Origin of the sequence: uncultured Desulfosarcina sp. (assembly GCF_963664155.2) — a bacterium.
Lineage (GTDB): Bacteria > Desulfobacterota > Desulfobacteria > Desulfobacterales > Desulfosarcinaceae > Desulfosarcina.
Map to the genome: position 1 here is coordinate 482,774 of NZ_CAXXXH010000002.1, position 15,854 is coordinate 498,627.

Genomic DNA, 15,854 nt, shown 5'->3' on the forward strand with positions numbered 1-15,854 from the left:
AACACCAATGCCCCGATATTAATAAAGTTATTGTTGTTTCAAGCAGTTTATGGTAGCAAGTTGACAACCAAATTCACTGATAAAAACGATGAACACCCATAGCACATTTAAATACAAGACACTGTTCGGGCCGGTTCCATCAAGACGCTTGGGCATTTCTCTCGGCGTGGATCTTGTGCCCCACAAGACCTGCAGCCTGAATTGCGTATATTGTGAGTGCGGTGCAACGACCCATCTGACCCTGAAAAGAAGAGAATATGTTGGGGTGGACCGGGTGAAAAACGAGTTGATCACCTATCTTTCCCAGGATGAGAAAATTGATTATATCACCTTTTCCGGGTCCGGAGAACCCACTTTGAACGAGGGGCTCGGCGACGTGATTCAATTTCTCAAATCCGACTATCCCCAATACAAGGTGGCATTGCTTACCAACAGTACACTCTTTGACCAACCTGAAGTAAGGCGCCAGATTAAAGATGTTGATGTTATCATGGCCTCTCTGGACGCCGCGACCGATCCCCAGTTCAGGCAGGTGAATCGCCCCCATCCGGAACTTGATCTTAGTTCGATCATCGATGGTATCGCCCGATTCAGAAAAATGTTTTCCGGTCGACTGTTAATGGAATATTTCTTAGTGAATGGATGCAACGATTCAATTGAGGAACTGACTAAACTAAAAATAATCCTTCGGCGGATTGATGCAGATGGCGTTCTTCTGAACACCCTTGACCGGCCGGGTACGGAAGCCTGGGTGCAACCGACGGGACCGAAACGGCTTAAAGATGTTTCAGATTTTCTTGAAGGTGCCGAAATTGTCAAATATACATCCGCTCCGCCCGAAACGACCGTGCGGAGTGAAGACTTGATGGCGCGCCTGGTTTCAACTGTTCGAAGACGACCTTACACCGCCCAGGATGTGTCACGGATCATGGGATGCGATGTTGAATCCGTTCAGCCTGTACTGGATCAATTGGTCGCTTCCAACCAACTGGCCTTGAAACAGATGGATCGAGGCTGCTTCTACATGGCTTCTCAAGCCAGGCGGCCCTGTTGAGAAAACATTTCATCAACGTTGTATTATAGCGACAACTGATCATTTACGGACATAGGGGGATGTTATGTCGATTTATCTGTGGGAAGGAAAGAACAGGAACAATATCGTTCAGAAAGGTGAGATGGAAGCATCCAGCGAGGATGTGGTTCGATCCAATCTCAACAGACTTCGGATAACACCGACCAAAATTAAGAAAAAACCCAAAGATCTGTTTGAAAATGTCGCTTTTCTTCAGCCGGGCGTGACCCAAAAAGATGTCATTTTATTCTGCCGGCAGTTTTCGACGATGATCGATGCGGGGCTTCCCATCATTCAATGTATGGATATTTTGCATGCTCAGCAGGAAAATGCCACATTCAAGAAGATGCTCAAAAGCATCAAGGAACAGGTGGAAAGTGGCTCGACATTGGCGGACTCATTGAAAAAATATCCCAAACAATTCGATGATCTGTTTGTAAACATGGTGGCTGCCGGTGAGGCCGGTGGTATTCTCGATACGATTTTAAGGCGCTTGTCCGCCTACATGGAAAAGGCGGCAAAGCTGAAGAGCCAGGTTAAAGGAGCAATGACTTACCCGATTGTGACTATGGTGATCGCTGTTGCGGTTGTTGCGATCATTCTGGTGTTTGTCATTCCCGTATTCCAGGAAATGTTCGCGGATATGGGGGGGGCGCTTCCTGGTCCCACCCTCATCGTCGTTGCCATGAGTGAATTCGTGAAATCCAAGATCCACTGGATTATCATAGGTGTTGTCATTTTTATTTTCGCATTCAGAAAATACTATAAGACTGAAAAAGGCAGGAAAATAGTTGATGCCACGATGCTCAAACTACCGGTATTCGGCATGTTGATTCGAAAAGTGGCTGTCGCCAAATTCACCCGGACCATGGGAACGATGTTGTCCAGCGGGGTGGCGATTTTGGAAGCATTGGACATCGTGGCCAAAACCTCAGGCAATAAAACCGTTGAACAGGCAATCTATACTGTCAGGAGCGGTATCGCAGAGGGTCGCACCATGGCGGATCCGTTGGCCGAAAGTGGGGTTTTCCCGGCCATGGTATGCCAGATGATTTCCGTTGGCGAGTCCACCGGTGCCCTAGACGCCATGCTGGAGAAGATTGCCGATTTTTACGAAGAAGAGGTTGACCAGGCGGTTGAAAATTTGACGTCGCTGATCGAACCCTTCATGCTTGTTTTCTTAGGTGTGGTAATTGGCGGTCTGGTTATTGCCATGTATCTGCCAATCTTTAAAATGGCTGGAGCGCTTTAACCTTCTTACGGGTCCAAGTGGTTTTCAACGGAAATTGCCGATATAAAAGTTGACGATGCTGAGCGTCGCTCGTTTTTTACGCGCACCATTGTGGGGGAGCGCATTCACATGAAAATAATTAATACATGGGCTCGGGTGCGTGCCAGTAATCCCCGACATCCAGATATTATGATATTCTGTCTTGACTGAATTCCTGCCTAATTACCAACTCGATAGAGAGACGTTCAACCGTAAACTCAACTGGTTGATGTCCATACGCTTTTTATTCGCTTTATTGCTGCTGGGGTCAACCATAGCCTATCAGATCGCTAACCAGTTCGATTCACAAGAAACACCTGTCGGTTTTCTATACGGATTGTCTGGCTCAATAATAGTTTTATCTGCGGTTTATGGCATTCTTCTGCCAATCCTAAAGCGGTACCAACTTTTTATAATATATGGCCAGATCATTATCGATACCTTGTGCATCACCCTGATCATTTTTGTGACGGGAGGGTATTTCAGTGTATTTTCATTTTTATACCTTGTGGTTGTTATCTATTCCAGTGTGTTTGTTTTTAAACGGGGGAGCCTTCTGGTAGCAGTGTTCTGCAGTTTCCAATTTGCCGTGCTGCTGATTCTGGAATTAAATGGTTTCTTTAATTCTTTCGGCTACAGTGGCTCCACTTTCGGTTCAACCATAACGGCTATTCAGGTTTTTCAAAAATGTGTCATTATGACGGCTGCGTGTTTTTCGGTGGCATTTTTGAGTGGTTATCTGTCTGACCAGGAACGACAGTCCAAGGCCGAGCTGGTAGCCATGGAAGCCCATCTCGGCAGGGTTCAAAACCTGGCGCAGATCGGTGAGATGGCTGCCGGGCTGGCCCACGAAATCAAAAACCCGCTGGCTTCATTATCGGGCGCCATACAGATCCTTAAAGGTGAAATGGAAAACAACAAGGACAATATGCGGTTGGTGCACATTGTCCTCAGAGAAACTGAACGATTGAGTAGTTTGGTCAACAATTTCCTTACTTTTGCCAGGCCGTCGGCCGGCCAGACCGAATGTGTCAATTTGGGGGAGGCCTTGGCTGAAATTGTAACGCTTTTTGAAAAAGACAATTCAGTCGGTCAACGGGTAAAGGTAGATTTAAACATAATATCAGATGCATATATTGAGATTGACCCCCTTCAGCTTCGTCAGGTGGTCTGGAATCTGCTATTGAATGGGGCTGAATCCATTAATAACGGAGGCAGAATAAAGATATCTGTACAGAAGCTTAAAAACGAAAGGATCATGGTTGAGGTTGCCGATAATGGTTGTGGTATGGATGAACGGACGGTAAAATTAATGTTTAATCCATTTTTCACGACAAAACCCAGCGGAACGGGTCTCGGTCTTTCCATCGTATATCGAATTCTGGAAACTTATGACTGCCGAATGGATGTGCAGAGTAAACTGGGCCAGGGCAGTATTTTTACCATGTACTTCAAACCGGTTGATCCCATCTTGAGGCCGCAATAAAAATCGTTCAATGATTTAACCCTATATCCCAAATGTCTATTTGCTTCCACCCGTTATTAGCTCTTCGCCTCAAATCCTCGACATGTTTCAGCCTGCTTTCAGCGGGTAATTCGAATCCGCAGCGATCCTGGAAATAATCGTAATTTTTTGAAGCTGGCATCATTTGTTTACAAAAGTGCATCACCTTTGTTCTATGGTGTGTACTATATTTTGTACATTTTTTTCGTAGTTCAATTTTTTTTAAAGCCTAACCTAAGATGCCAACAATAAAAGAACGACTAAAAAATATTTAATTACGGCAACCTAAATCGTAACCATGGCATTCGGAATATTCAAAATGGGGTTCCTTATTATTTTGGTATGGTATGTGCTTAAAAAATTTTAACGTTTTTTGAAAAGTAAATTGCTCGATAAAGGCAAAACATCCGAAAGGGTGTGACGCAAAGCCAACGGCCTGAAACCAGAAGCTCTGGAAATGGCGGCAGGGCTGCCGAGCGAACACAGCATCTCTCAAATCCGCTGTTGGTCGCAAGGCATATCATAGTTTGGGAGATGCAAAATGAAACTATCCACGCGATCCTTTCTGAAGATCTTATTCACTTCGGTTGCAATCATTACCTTCGGTGTTTCGTTTGCTCTCAGTGCAAATGTAACCCTGATGTGGGATGCCAACGATCCGGCACCGGAAGGATACCGGGTTTTCGCCCGTGAAGGCAGCCAGAGCTACAACTACGATTATCCTCTCTGGGAAGACAACCTTACCACCTGCACCCTGACCGGTCTTACTGAAGGGGTCACCTATCATTTCGTCGTTCGTGCATTCGATGGCGATCTGGAAAGCGCCGACTCTGAAGAAGTTTCCTACACTCCCGCCGCTGTTGTACTCAACCAGGCCCCCATGGCCGTTGCCGGACAGAATCAATCCGTCGATGAAGGCACATCGGTAACCCTGGATGGCTCCGGTTCCAACGACACGGATGGTACGATTGTCGGTTATCAATGGGTGCAGACCGGTGGAGCGGGAATATCCATTAATAATGCCGCCAGTGCGCAGGCATCGTTTACCGCACCGGTTGTCGGCATCGATGGCGACACGTTGACTTTCAGCCTGACGGTTACCGATGACGACGGAAGCAGCTCGGTTTCAACCACGACTGTCAGCGTGCTCAAGTCCTCGAGTACCGATGTCGACGGAGACAATGTGCCTGATGTCCTGGACCGGTTCCCCAACGACCCCAATGAATGGGCGGACAACGATAGCGACGGAACGGGCGACAATCAGGATCCGGACGATGATAATGACGGGATGACCGATGTCTGGGAAATCACCTATGGGCTGGATCCGCTCATCAATGATTCCGCACTGGATGCGGATGGCGATGGCGTGACCAATCTGGCTGAGTTTCAGGCGGATAGCAATCCGACGACCGCTCCGGCCAACACGGCTCCGGATGCACCGGTTATTGATGGGGTTGCCCAGATCGAGCGTGTTGGGCTTACGCCCGTGCTTGTTTCCGGGGCTTACTTTGACGTGGACAATGATGACCACTATCAATCGCAGTGGCAGATCAGTACGGATTCAGATTTTTCGACGCTCATTTTGGATGAAACCAGCGAGACGCAGCTGACGGCTTATACCGTCGGTGAAATGGTGCTGGATGCCGATACCGTTTACTCTTGGCGGGTAAAATTCATCGACGCCCGCAATGGCGCATCGGATTGGTCCCAAACCTCAACTTTTACGACTATCGCTGCCGACACTGCGGGTGATGCGAATATCGATGGTATCCCGGACGCTCAGGAGGTCGATGGGTCGACGGATGTTAACGAAAACGGAACTCCCGATTCCCTTGAAGACAACATCATGAGTGTTAATACGATAGAGGGTCAAACCATCGTCGGTGTCGAAACCGTTTCCGATAATGTCACTCTGGTTTCGATTAAATCGCTGTCTACTGAAGCGATTCCCGACAAATCGGTGAAGATGGGATTCGGCCTGATTGGTTTCAAACTATATCTGCAAAATGGGGCAAAGACCGCGACGGTGAAAATTCATTTTTCAACCAGGGTCCCCAAAGATGCGCAGTTGTACAAATACGTCACCGACAGCGGATGGCAGGTATATGAGAATGCGGCTTTTGCCAAAAACGGAAAAAGTGTAACCGTATTGCTCGAAGATGGCGGCATGGGCGATGAGGATGGAATCGAAAATGGGGTGATTGTGGACCCTGCCGGCATTGCTTACACTGATTCCGAAACTTCCGACAGCGCCTCTTTGTCAACGGGGGGGACTTCCTCATCTGATAGTGGCGGCAGTTGTTTTATCTCAACAGGAACCAACGATTTGAGAGCTCTTGATTCTATTTCGTCACATGCAGTCCTGTTGCTGGGTGTTTTACTGGGTGCGGGAATCCTTTTCGCCGCAGCCATTTCTGACAAATAGAAAGCAGCTACTAAATTAGTCGGTCCTGAAAAAGCGTTTATCTAATAGAAATTATTGGTAAAAATATCTGTTTTGTGCTATATGATTTGCAGGATTTCAAGCAGTTAAACCCACTTTCCTTGCAAATTATAGCCATGAAACCCAGACAATCTCCCCACAAAAACAGGCAACGGGATTTGTTTCGTCCGGAACTCGTGAAGATTGTCGATCCCAGCCATGGTCTGGTCAAACTGGCCAAGTTCGTCGATTGGGATCGCATGGACGAACTGTTCGGCACAACCTACTGCCCGGATAACGGCCGGCCGGGCGTCAATACCCGTCTGATGGTAGCCCTGCACTACCTGAAATTCTCATTCAACCTAAGCGATGACGATGTCGTCGCCGGGTGGGTGGAAAATCCCTACTGGCAGTATCTGAGCGGGATGCAGTTTTTCGAGCACGATCCGCCGATCGATTCGTCCAGCATGACCCGGTGGCGCAAGCGCATCGGTGAAGCCGGTGCGGAAGAACTGCTCAAGGAAACCATCGCTGCCGGGTTGAAGCTTAAGGTGGTCAAGTCCCATCAACTCAAACGGGTGAATGTGGATACGACGGTCCAGGAAAAAGACATTCGTTTTCCGACCGATGCCCGTTTGTATCATCGCGCCCGGCAGCGACTGGTCGATGCGGCCAAGCAGCGTGATCTCCCGCTGCGCCAGAACTACAACCGCAATGCCAAACACCTGTTGGCCCAGCAAAGCCGCTACGCCCATGCCCGACAGATGAATCGCGCCAGACGCTGCACCCGAAAACTGAAAACCTACCTGGGGCGGGTCATTCGTGACATCGAGCGTAAATGCCCGCACCCCGATGAGCAATTGCAGTCCCTGTTAGCCATCGCCTCCCGCATTTTTCATCAACAGCGCAAAGACAAGAAAAAGATCTACAGCGTCCACGAACCGGCAGTCGAGTGCATCAGCAAAGGCAAAGCCCACAAGCGGTACGAGTTCGGCTGCAAGGTCAGCGTCGCGGCAACGAGTCGCGGGGGATGGTTCGTGGGTGCCAAGGCGATTCACGGCAACCCTTACGACGGTCACACCCTGAAAGACGCCCTCAGCCAGATCGAACGCATTGCCCGGCCTCCGGAGCATGTGTTTGTAGATATGGGATACCGCGGCCATGGTTACACTGGAGAGGTCAATGTCCACGTGGACAAGCGCAGGCGTGGTCGAACCGCCAAAAGCCTGTGGCGCTGGATGAAACGTCGAGCCGCCGTGGAACCTGGCATCGGGCATTTGAAACAGGAACATCGCATGGACCGATGCCGTCTCAAAGGCACTGTTGGCGATTGCCTCAACGCAATCTTCAGCGCCGCCGGCATGAACTTCAGAAAGCTGCTGCGGCTGGCAGCCGACATTTTGCGCCTGATTTACTTCTGGGTTTCATTTTGTCAAAGATCAGAGGTTCCAGTAGGTATGGCCGTGTAGCGGCTTTTTCAGCACCGACTAAATTATCGGGATCAGAAACGAAGTTGAAAGCATCCCCGCCCACCAATCGATCAAGGACACCTCTGATGCACCGTTGTCAGGGGTGTCGCATTCTTACAACACCTGACAGCTGGGTTACCCGAAACACAACGGTCAACATGCTATTCATCCCAAAATCGTTTCAGCGTATAGCGGGTGATGTATTTGATAGCGAATAAAGTTTTTGTGCAGGCGATTTTCCGGTTGTAACGGGAGGATAGTGAACATAGTCCGTCAGATTAGATCCAATGCAATTTGGGCGACCCGGTCTGAGGCTCCGGCACCGCCAAGAAGGTCTCTAATGCGAACCAGTTCCTTTTCTATCTGCTTTAACCTGTCCGGATCGTTGATCATGGCGGTTACCTTATCTGCGATGATTTGGGGCGATGCATCGTCCTGGATCAACTCTGGCTGAAGTTCTTTTTTAACGATGAGGTTGGCGATGCCGATATGCTTTACCTTTATGAGCCGTTTGCCAATCCAATAACTCAATGGAGAGACTTTATATATGATGACCGTTGGAATGCCATAAAGTGCGGCCTCCAATGTGACTGTACCTGAAGCCGCCACCAGGATCCGGCTCTGTTGGAATACCTTAATAATTGAGCCGTTCACGATCTCTGCTTCAAGCGTCGGCGCATATTGACTGACGACATCCAAGACCAATTCCATATTAATGGATTCAGCACATGAAACCATGAACCTTGAAGTCGGTAGGAATTGCTTTATAATTTTGGCGGCTTCGAGCATAACGGGAAGCAGGGTAGACACTTCTTTTTCTCTCGACCCGGGAAGCAGACCAATGACCGGTTCGTTGAGATGTGTCGTCGCTGATTGACGGTCAGGTACCGGCAGAATCCCGTCCAACAGAGGGTGGCCCACAAAAGTGACCGGTACATGGTGCTTACAGTAAAACGCTGCTTCGAATGGAAGAATCACGGCCATGTGGTCGACCAACCGTTTGATTTTATGGACCCGGTTTTGGCGCCATGCCCAGATTTGGGGGCTGATGTAATATAAAACCGGAATGTTAAGCTTCTTCGCGACAGCGGCAATATGAAAGTTGAAGTCGGGAAAATCGATTAAAATCAGAAGATTCGGTTTAAGCTTGTTCAGGGCTTTTTTTACGATTGCCATGGCCTGGTAAATCTTCGGCAGTTTGGCAAGCACCTCTGTGATCCCCATCACGGAGAGCGTCTTGCAATCGACAAGAATCTTGACGCCTTCTGTCTTCATGGCGATTCCGCCGACGCCAAAGAGGATCGTGTCGGTGGATCGGTTATTTATGGCATGGGCCAGTTTTGCACCGTGCACGTCCCCCGATGCTTCACCCGCAATGATCATGATGGACTTTGGAGACATTGGATAAAATTTTTCGCCTCAACACGTAAGGTGATGGCTGGCTTATTGAATTTGCGCCACGATTTTCAGCGGTTTTCAGGTGGTCACGATCCATCTGCCCTGTTACCAGGTGCCGGTGGCGCTGCTTTACGGATAGTATTAATGAATTCTGTTCATCAACGAGCCCATCGCCTTTTTTAACGTTCAATTCCGAAGCATTTTTTACATACCCTATTCGCAGATGATTGCAATATTGTTTTCGTTGGCCGCGCGGATCATTTCGAGACGATCAAAAACAACGGTCCGGTCGGCCTCTATGGCAAGGACGCCAACATCGTATTGGCTCATGGTTTCGATTGTTTTCACCCCTACCGAGGGAACATCGAAACGAAAATCCTGGTTCGGCTTGCAGACTTTGACCAAGACAGCCTCACCCTTACCCAACTGACCGCCCCGTTGGATCGTGGCGTCGGTTCCGTCGATGGCCTCAACAGCGAGGATCGATCCACCGCCAACAACCACGCTTTGTCCGATGTCTAAACGGCCAATTTCCTTTGCTACGGAAAATCCCATGGCGATGTCTTTCTTTTCTGATTGGGACGGTTTTCTGTTCGTCCAGACACCTTTTGTGGCGAGCAATTCCGGCAAGAGAAAAGTTGAGGGCTCGATTTTGATATGTTCCTTTTCAAGACTGTCCGCAAAGGCGCGCATAATGGCATCATCGTGGGTGTTTCGCATTCCAGCAATGATAGATATGGCTTTCATATCTGGCTTCACATCAGTAAATAGTCGCGTCTTGCGAACGGCGCCTAACATCACTGCGCGGTTGACGCCATTTTGCTTGAAAAACTTGATGAGCCGTTTCACCTGACCCAGATGCAGCCATTGAATCTTTTCCGACAAGCGGGTGAGTTCTTGGTCTGCTTCGTTAAGGTATGCGACAGTGTATACAGAGAACCCATTTTTTAATGCGGCTTTAGAAAAAAGTACCGGGAACTGGCCGCTTCCCGCTATGAGTCCAATCTTTTCATTCATTGAATGGGCAGACTTTTATTTGAGACCTGATCTATTGAAAAATAGAATTATCGTGTCACTCCTCGGGAGGATGCTTTGATAAATCCGATGAAGGTTTCAACTTCAGGCACCATTTCCACTTCAGCATTTACGCGTTCAATGGCTTCGTTCAGGGTCAACCCATATCGAAACAGTATTCGGTAGGTCTTTTTCAATGCGGAAAGTGTTTGGTCAGAAAAACCATAACGTTTGAGGCCAACGCGGTTGAGGCCATGTAAAATGGCCCGATCACCGGCAGCAATGACATAAGGCGGTACGTCCTTGACCACGGCTGATTTACCGCCTACAAAGGCATGATTGCCAATTCGGACAAACTGGTGGATGGCCACCAGGCCACCGACAGTGGCATGATCGCCAATGGTGATATGACCTGCCAATGTGGCATTGTTGGCCAGAATCACCATTTTGCCGATGCGGCAGTCGTGGGCGATGTGGGTATAGGCCATCAATAATGATTTTTCACCCACTTCCGTGATTCCACCACCCGGCTCCGTCCCGCGGTGGATGGTAACAAACTCCCTGATGGTAACGTTTGGTCCGATTTTTACATAACTCTTTTCCCCGCCGAACTTCAGGTCCTGTGGTATGGCGCCAATGGCAGCAAATTGAAATATTCGGCATCCAGGGCCGATGATCACGTGGGGGTCAACCACCACATGAGGTCCTATCCATGTTTCTTTGCCAATAGTGACATCTTCGCCGATAATTGAGTAGGCACCGATTTTGACACCTTCTCCTATCGTTGCTTCGGGACTGACGATTGCAGTGGGATGAATCATATTAGTCTCCATAGGCGGCCATCAACTTCGCTTCGGCGACGATTTTCCCGTCGACCTTGGCAACGCCGGCCATTTTTACGACTTTGGATCGCAGTTTCAGCATTTCAAGTTCCAGGATCAACTGATCACCGGGCACGACTGGTTTTCTGAACCGCACGTCGTCAAATCCCATGAAATAGATCAGCTTGCCTTGATTTTCCGGTGGCAGTGACTGGGTGACCAGAACACCGCCGGCTTGTCCCATGGCTTCGACAATGAGAACGCCTGGCATGATGGGGGTATCGGGAAAATGCCCCTGGAAAAAAGGTTCATTGATCGTTACATTTTTTAAGGCCACGATTCTCTTGTTTTTGACGAACTCAATCACCCGATCCACCATTAAAAAAGGATATCGGTGGGGAAGGTTCTGCATGATTGCCTTGATATCAAAGACCATTTCCATGAGTGGACCTCCGCGTTGTTTCAGCGTCCCCCAACGATTTTTTCGAGATCAGCGAGCTTCTTCTCCAAGTCGGCAATTTTTTTCTTCATTTCCGGTAAGGTTGGAATGACGCGTTGTACTCTCAACCACGTCCGGTGGGGCATGGATGTGGAGCCGGATGAGACCACTTTTCCGTCTGAGATGGATTTGCCTACCCCGGTCATTGGACCTACGGTGACATGGTTGCCGAGGGTCAGATGGCCGGAAATACCTGCCTGACCGGCAAGAATGGCGTGATGGCCGATCTTGGTGCTGCCGGCAATGCCCACCTGGGCGACAATTACGCTATCCTCACCCACAACTACATTGTGTGCGATGTGGACCAGATTGTCTGTCTTGACCCCGCGTTGAATCCATGTCCGGCCGAAAGTTGCCCGATCGATGGTGTTGCATGCACCGATTTCAACATCATCATCAATCTGAACGATGCCTATCTGTGGAATTTTGTGGTAACGCCCACCATCCGGAACGAAACCATAACCATCACTGCCAATTACCGTACCCGGATGAACCGTTACCCGGTTGCCGATCCGGCAACCGTTCATGATGGTCACATTGGGATGAATCATTGCCTTATCTCCGATGCTTACATCATCCCCGATAAAAACACCGTTTTGAATGATCGAATCTGAACCGATTGTCACGCGATTACCTACCGTCGCAAACGAACCGATAAATACCCTATCACCTGCCCGGAGATCACTGCCGGTGGATGACAGGTTGCTGATACCCCAAGCCGGTGGAACCGTCGGATGATACAACTCCACCACTTTGGCAAATGCCAGTTGGGGGTTGCTAACACCGATCAGGTTTTTTCCGGAGGCCTTAAACCCTTTGGGAACGAAAATGGCCCCAGCCAGGGAGTCCTCGATCCGCTTTAAATATTTAACGCCTCCTGCGAAGGTGATTTGACTGGAATCAGCTGTCTCAAAGGGCGCGACGCCGCTGATTCTTTTGTTTTTTTGGCCAACGGCTTCACCATTGGTCGCCTCGGCAATCTCTTTAAGGGAATAGTCAGTGGGCACTGTCGATACCTATGCTTACTTTTTCTTATTTTTGGCGTACCGGGCATTGTATTGTTTAATGACTTCATCGGTAATATCGATAGTCGTTGGTGAATAGAGAACCCCGCGTTTGTCCATAACCAACAGGTAGCCTCCTGATTTACCGATCTCATCTATGATTTCCAGCGTTTCAGATTGAAGTTCGCTCATCAACTTTTTCTGGACGCCTTGCAACTCCACCTCATATTTTTTCTGCAGGGTTTTGATATCATTGACCTTGATCCTGAACTCCCGCTCTTTCTCTTCACGCATTTCCTTGCTCATGACCAAGGCTTCACGCTCCAAGCGTTTTTTAAGTTCCTCAATTTCAGCACCTTTTTCCTTAAGTTCGGCTTCCATTTTTTTGCCATGCGCGGTGATCTCTGCCTTTATATCTTTTCCGGCGTCTGAATTTTCAAATAGGCGTTGGAACTCTACAACCCCAATTTTAGCCACATCTGCACAAAAGCCTGATCCTCCGTAGAAGAAAATAGCTATAATCGTCAGGATTATCAATTTGCTTGCAGATCGCATACATTCCCCTTTCCACGTCTTAAATGTGAATTTTGCCATAACATATATCATTTTATAGCGGTTATAATCAAATGGTTGTTGGCGCAGGTTGTTTTCAATCATTCCTACGGAGCTTCGGTTTAGAATGCCCCCCCCATGGAAAACTCCCAGTTGACCCCGGAATCTTCTCCATTTTCTTCGCGGGGATCCAGGATGTGGCCACCCTCGATGCGAATCGGTCCGATGGGGGAGTACCACCGAATGCCGTATCCGGCCGCTTGGCGGAGCGTACCAAAATCAATCGTATCACCATGTCCAAAAACATTGCCGGTATCATAGAAAACAACACCGACAATGCCCAGATCTTTAAATAGTGGATAGGTGAGTTCAAAATTGAACTGGACAAACGATTCGCCACCTTCCTCTGAAATTTGTCCGGCACTGTTTACAGTTTTGATATTGATGTCCTGAAAACCAAAACCACGGATGGAGTTCATGCCCCCTAAATAGAATTTTTCATAGTCGGGTAATGTGTATCCGTTTATCTCACTCACATAGCCGGATTTTCCATGCAGAAAAGTTACCAGCCCCTTGTAGACCGGGAGATACCAGCCGAGTTCACCCACGACCTTGTTAAAACCGATATCACCACCTAATCCCGCATAAGTGTAAATGAGGCTGTGATCCTGACCCTGTGTGGTGTTGAAGGCGCGGTCCCTTGAATCATAGCTTAATCCCGTGGTAACGGCGCTGGTGGCGTTTGACCCTTCCAGTTCCTTGATGTTGTCCGATGCGTCCGCAGTGATTTCTGTAATGTCGGTAACATCGTATCGATAAGACAGGGATACCCGGGTATAATCAAAAATGGGGTAACTGACCCCAAGTCCGCCACCCATGCTGGTTCTGTCGTAGGTGTCGTAGTCACGATTGGAGCGGTAAATGTTGATTGTACCGGACAGGGGAATGTCGAACATCCATGGTTCCGTGAAGCTCATGTTGTATAGATCCGACGACCCGCCGATCTGGCCGCTCAGCTTGAGAATCTGGCCGCGGCCGAAAAGGTTTCTTTGGGAAACGGATCCGGTAAAGAAGACGTCGTCCACTGTGCTGTATCCCGCACCGAATGTGAAGGTGCCTGTGGGTTTTTCCACGACGCTGATTTTTACATCCATCTTGTCTTCAGCACTGCCTTTGGGTGTATCTACTTTGACATCCTCAAAAAAATCCAGGCGATGGAGATTACGCACACTTCGTTTGAGGCGGCTGCCGCTGTATAGCTCCTGTTCGTAGATGCGAAGCTCCCTGCGAATGACTTTGTCCCGGGTACGTGTGTTGCCGGAAATATCGATGTTTTCAAAGAAGACCTTGTCTTTTTTTTGAGCGGAATAGGTGATGTCGATCAAGTGGTTCTCGGCATCCTCCTTCGTCAAAGGAGAAATATCCGCGTAGGCATAGCCGGCATCCGCATACAGATCGGTCAGCCAAAGGATATCTTTTCTGACCGTTTCCCGGTTGAAGAAGGGTTCCTTTGAAATCTGAAGCCCGGGCATCAAACGCGCCTTGGGCAGAATCAGGTCCCCATCCATGTCAATGGTGCCTACTTTGAACCGCTCGCCCTCTTCGATTTTAAAGGTGATAAATATCCATTTGTCCTCGAAGTCGACTACTGGATCGGCAACTTTGGCATGGATGAATCCCTCGGTGTTATAATAAGCCATGAGACGGGCTGCATCTTGATTCAGATCTTCTCGATTCAATTCACCGGAAGAAGTGATCCATGAGAAAAAGCCCTTTTCCGAGGAACTGATCAGTTTTTTCAGCTTTTTGTCCGGGAAAGTCCGGTTGCCCTGGAAGGTGATTTTTTTAATTCTGATCTTTTCCCCTTCTTCAATAACAAATTCAATGTCCGCCTGGTTATTGTCCCGTTCATGAACAGTGTAGTTAATTTTAATATTGTGATAATTCTTCTCCTTATACATGGCTTGGAGTTGCTCGATGTTAGATTTGATCGTAAAAATATTCAGAATGGAACCCGTGCTGACGGTTAAATTCTCCCGAAGTTTCTCATCCTTGAAAACCTGGTTGCCGCTGAAGGAGATTTTTCGAATAGTAGGTTTCTCCTTGACATTAAAAATGATCAATTTCCCGCCTTCGCTGTCTTCAGCTTCGACGCGGATATCCTCAAAATAACCCATTTTGTAGATATTTTTCATGTCTTTGGACAGTTCGCCGGCACGCAGCACATCGCCTGCTTTCACCCGTATCACCCGCTCGATGGCATCTGCTTCGATCCGTTTATTCCCAGTGACACGGATGCCGGTAATCAGTTCCCGCCGGAACAGTTGTCTCGCCAATTTTTCCGCGGACTTTTTGGCAACGGCTCTCAGGTTTTCCATACCCGAGCCGGCCTCATATATGGAGAAGACCGGTTTGGTGCCCACTGTTTCAACCATGTTAATGTCAAGGCTGATGTTATCGCCGATACGTGTCATACTTCCCCAGACCACACTGTCTGCACCGGCCTTCAGGCCTACCTGCTTCAAGGTTTCAACATCGGAGGTGACGTCTAAAGCGGAAGTTGATTGTGCGTTGTCCATTTCAACAGCAACTGCCCCTTCGGTTTGCAGATACTCTTGAATGACTTTGGGTATGTCTTCTGCCAGATAGGACAGGCTCTGGCTGGCATGAATTTCAAAAGGCAACACCAGCACATGAACCGTTTCAATGGCAGCAGCGGTGTGGGCCACGAGAAAAAGGGAAAAAAACAACACCGGAAAATATCGCCTCAACATCGAATCCCCCTGAACAATTGCGGTCCTGTCAACGTTTAATCCATTTCAGAATCGG

12 protein-coding genes and 1 riboswitch are annotated in these 15,854 nt (G+C 48.5%); of the genes, 5 read left to right on the top strand and 7 right to left on the bottom strand.

The features are described from left to right. Positions 1-88: 88 nt before the first annotated feature. From ACHZBS_RS26410 to ACHZBS_RS26430, 5 genes are all read left to right on the top strand, one after another. The gene (locus ACHZBS_RS26410) at positions 89-1,054 is read left to right on the top strand and encodes a radical SAM protein (protein ID WP_319409516.1); all 966 of its coding nucleotides are present in this window, start codon (positions 89-91) and stop codon (positions 1,052-1,054) included. 64 nt (positions 1,055-1,118) lie between these two features. Beyond that, entirely contained in the window at positions 1,119-2,324 is a 1,206-nt protein-coding gene (locus tag ACHZBS_RS26415) for a type II secretion system F family protein (RefSeq protein WP_319409517.1), read from the top strand. A 181-nt stretch (positions 2,325-2,505) separates the two neighbouring features. Then, positions 2,506-3,828 (top strand): ATP-binding protein, encoded by a 1,323-nt coding sequence (locus ACHZBS_RS26420; RefSeq protein WP_319409518.1) that lies wholly within the window; start codon positions 2,506-2,508, stop codon positions 3,826-3,828. A 405-nt stretch (positions 3,829-4,233) separates the two neighbouring features. Next, positions 4,234-4,323: riboswitch (cyclic di-GMP riboswitch) on the top strand. Positions 4,324-4,387: 64 nt separating this feature from the next. Beyond that, on the top strand, positions 4,388-6,271 hold the full coding sequence (locus ACHZBS_RS26425) for a choice-of-anchor U domain-containing protein (RefSeq protein ID WP_319409519.1): 1,884 nt from the start codon (positions 4,388-4,390) through the stop codon (positions 6,269-6,271). 134 nt (positions 6,272-6,405) lie between these two features. Continuing rightward, positions 6,406-7,737, top strand: coding sequence for an IS5 family transposase (locus tag ACHZBS_RS26430; protein ID WP_319409520.1), 1,332 nt, complete (start codon positions 6,406-6,408; stop codon positions 7,735-7,737). A gap of 273 nt (positions 7,738-8,010) precedes the next feature. On the opposite strand, the gene lpxB is transcribed toward ACHZBS_RS26430, so the two are convergent. The 7 genes from lpxB to bamA form a co-directional block, all read right to left on the bottom strand. Next, positions 8,011-9,138, bottom strand: a complete 1,128-nt coding sequence (gene lpxB, locus ACHZBS_RS26435; protein WP_319409521.1) for a lipid-A-disaccharide synthase — start codon at positions 9,136-9,138, stop codon at positions 8,011-8,013. Positions 9,139-9,348: 210 nt separating this feature from the next. Continuing rightward, positions 9,349-10,152, bottom strand: coding sequence for a UDP-2,3-diacylglucosamine diphosphatase LpxI domain-containing protein (locus ACHZBS_RS26440; RefSeq protein WP_319409522.1), 804 nt, complete (start codon positions 10,150-10,152; stop codon positions 9,349-9,351). A 47-nt stretch (positions 10,153-10,199) separates the two neighbouring features. Continuing rightward, positions 10,200-10,970: an acyl-ACP--UDP-N-acetylglucosamine O-acyltransferase gene (lpxA, locus tag ACHZBS_RS26445; RefSeq protein ID WP_319409523.1), complete on the bottom strand. Its 771-nt coding sequence runs from the start codon at positions 10,968-10,970 to the stop codon at positions 10,200-10,202. A gap of 1 nt (position 10,971) precedes the next feature. Continuing rightward, complete coding sequence (gene fabZ / locus ACHZBS_RS26450) at positions 10,972-11,406, bottom strand: 3-hydroxyacyl-ACP dehydratase FabZ (RefSeq protein ID WP_394708072.1); 435 nt, start codon at positions 11,404-11,406, stop codon at positions 10,972-10,974. A gap of 26 nt (positions 11,407-11,432) precedes the next feature. Next, positions 11,433-12,476, bottom strand: a complete 1,044-nt coding sequence (gene lpxD / locus ACHZBS_RS26455; protein WP_319409526.1) for a UDP-3-O-(3-hydroxymyristoyl)glucosamine N-acyltransferase — start codon at positions 12,474-12,476, stop codon at positions 11,433-11,435. 15 nt (positions 12,477-12,491) lie between these two features. Next, positions 12,492-13,130, bottom strand: a complete 639-nt coding sequence (locus ACHZBS_RS26460; protein ID WP_319409527.1) for an OmpH family outer membrane protein — start codon at positions 13,128-13,130, stop codon at positions 12,492-12,494. A gap of 17 nt (positions 13,131-13,147) precedes the next feature. Then, positions 13,148-15,799: an outer membrane protein assembly factor BamA gene (gene bamA / locus ACHZBS_RS26465; RefSeq protein WP_319409528.1), complete on the bottom strand. Its 2,652-nt coding sequence runs from the start codon at positions 15,797-15,799 to the stop codon at positions 13,148-13,150. Positions 15,800-15,854 lie beyond the last annotated feature (55 nt).

Bases quoted from the DNA above. Each gene is read 5' to 3' on its own strand.
- ACHZBS_RS26410 (WP_319409516.1), top strand. From the start codon at position 89: ATGAACACCCATAGCACATTTAAATACAAGACACTGTTCGGGCCGGTT.
- ACHZBS_RS26415 (WP_319409517.1), top strand. From the start codon at position 1,119: ATGTCGATTTATCTGTGGGAAGGAAAGAACAGGAACAATATCGTTCAG.
- ACHZBS_RS26425 (WP_319409519.1), top strand. From the start codon at position 4,388: ATGAAACTATCCACGCGATCCTTTCTGAAGATCTTATTCACTTCGGTT.
- ACHZBS_RS26430 (WP_319409520.1), top strand. From the start codon at position 6,406: ATGAAACCCAGACAATCTCCCCACAAAAACAGGCAACGGGATTTGTTT.
- lpxB (WP_319409521.1), bottom strand. From the start codon at position 9,138: ATGTCTCCAAAGTCCATCATGATCATTGCGGGTGAAGCATCGGGGGAC.
- ACHZBS_RS26440 (WP_319409522.1), bottom strand. From the start codon at position 10,152: ATGAATGAAAAGATTGGACTCATAGCGGGAAGCGGCCAGTTCCCGGTA.
- lpxA (WP_319409523.1), bottom strand. From the start codon at position 10,970: ATGATTCATCCCACTGCAATCGTCAGTCCCGAAGCAACGATAGGAGAA.
- fabZ (WP_394708072.1), bottom strand. From the start codon at position 11,406: ATGGTCTTTGATATCAAGGCAATCATGCAGAACCTTCCCCACCGATAT.
- ACHZBS_RS26460 (WP_319409527.1), bottom strand. From the start codon at position 13,130: ATGATTGAAAACAACCTGCGCCAACAACCATTTGATTATAACCGCTAT.
- bamA (WP_319409528.1), bottom strand. From the start codon at position 15,799: ATGTTGAGGCGATATTTTCCGGTGTTGTTTTTTTCCCTTTTTCTCGTG.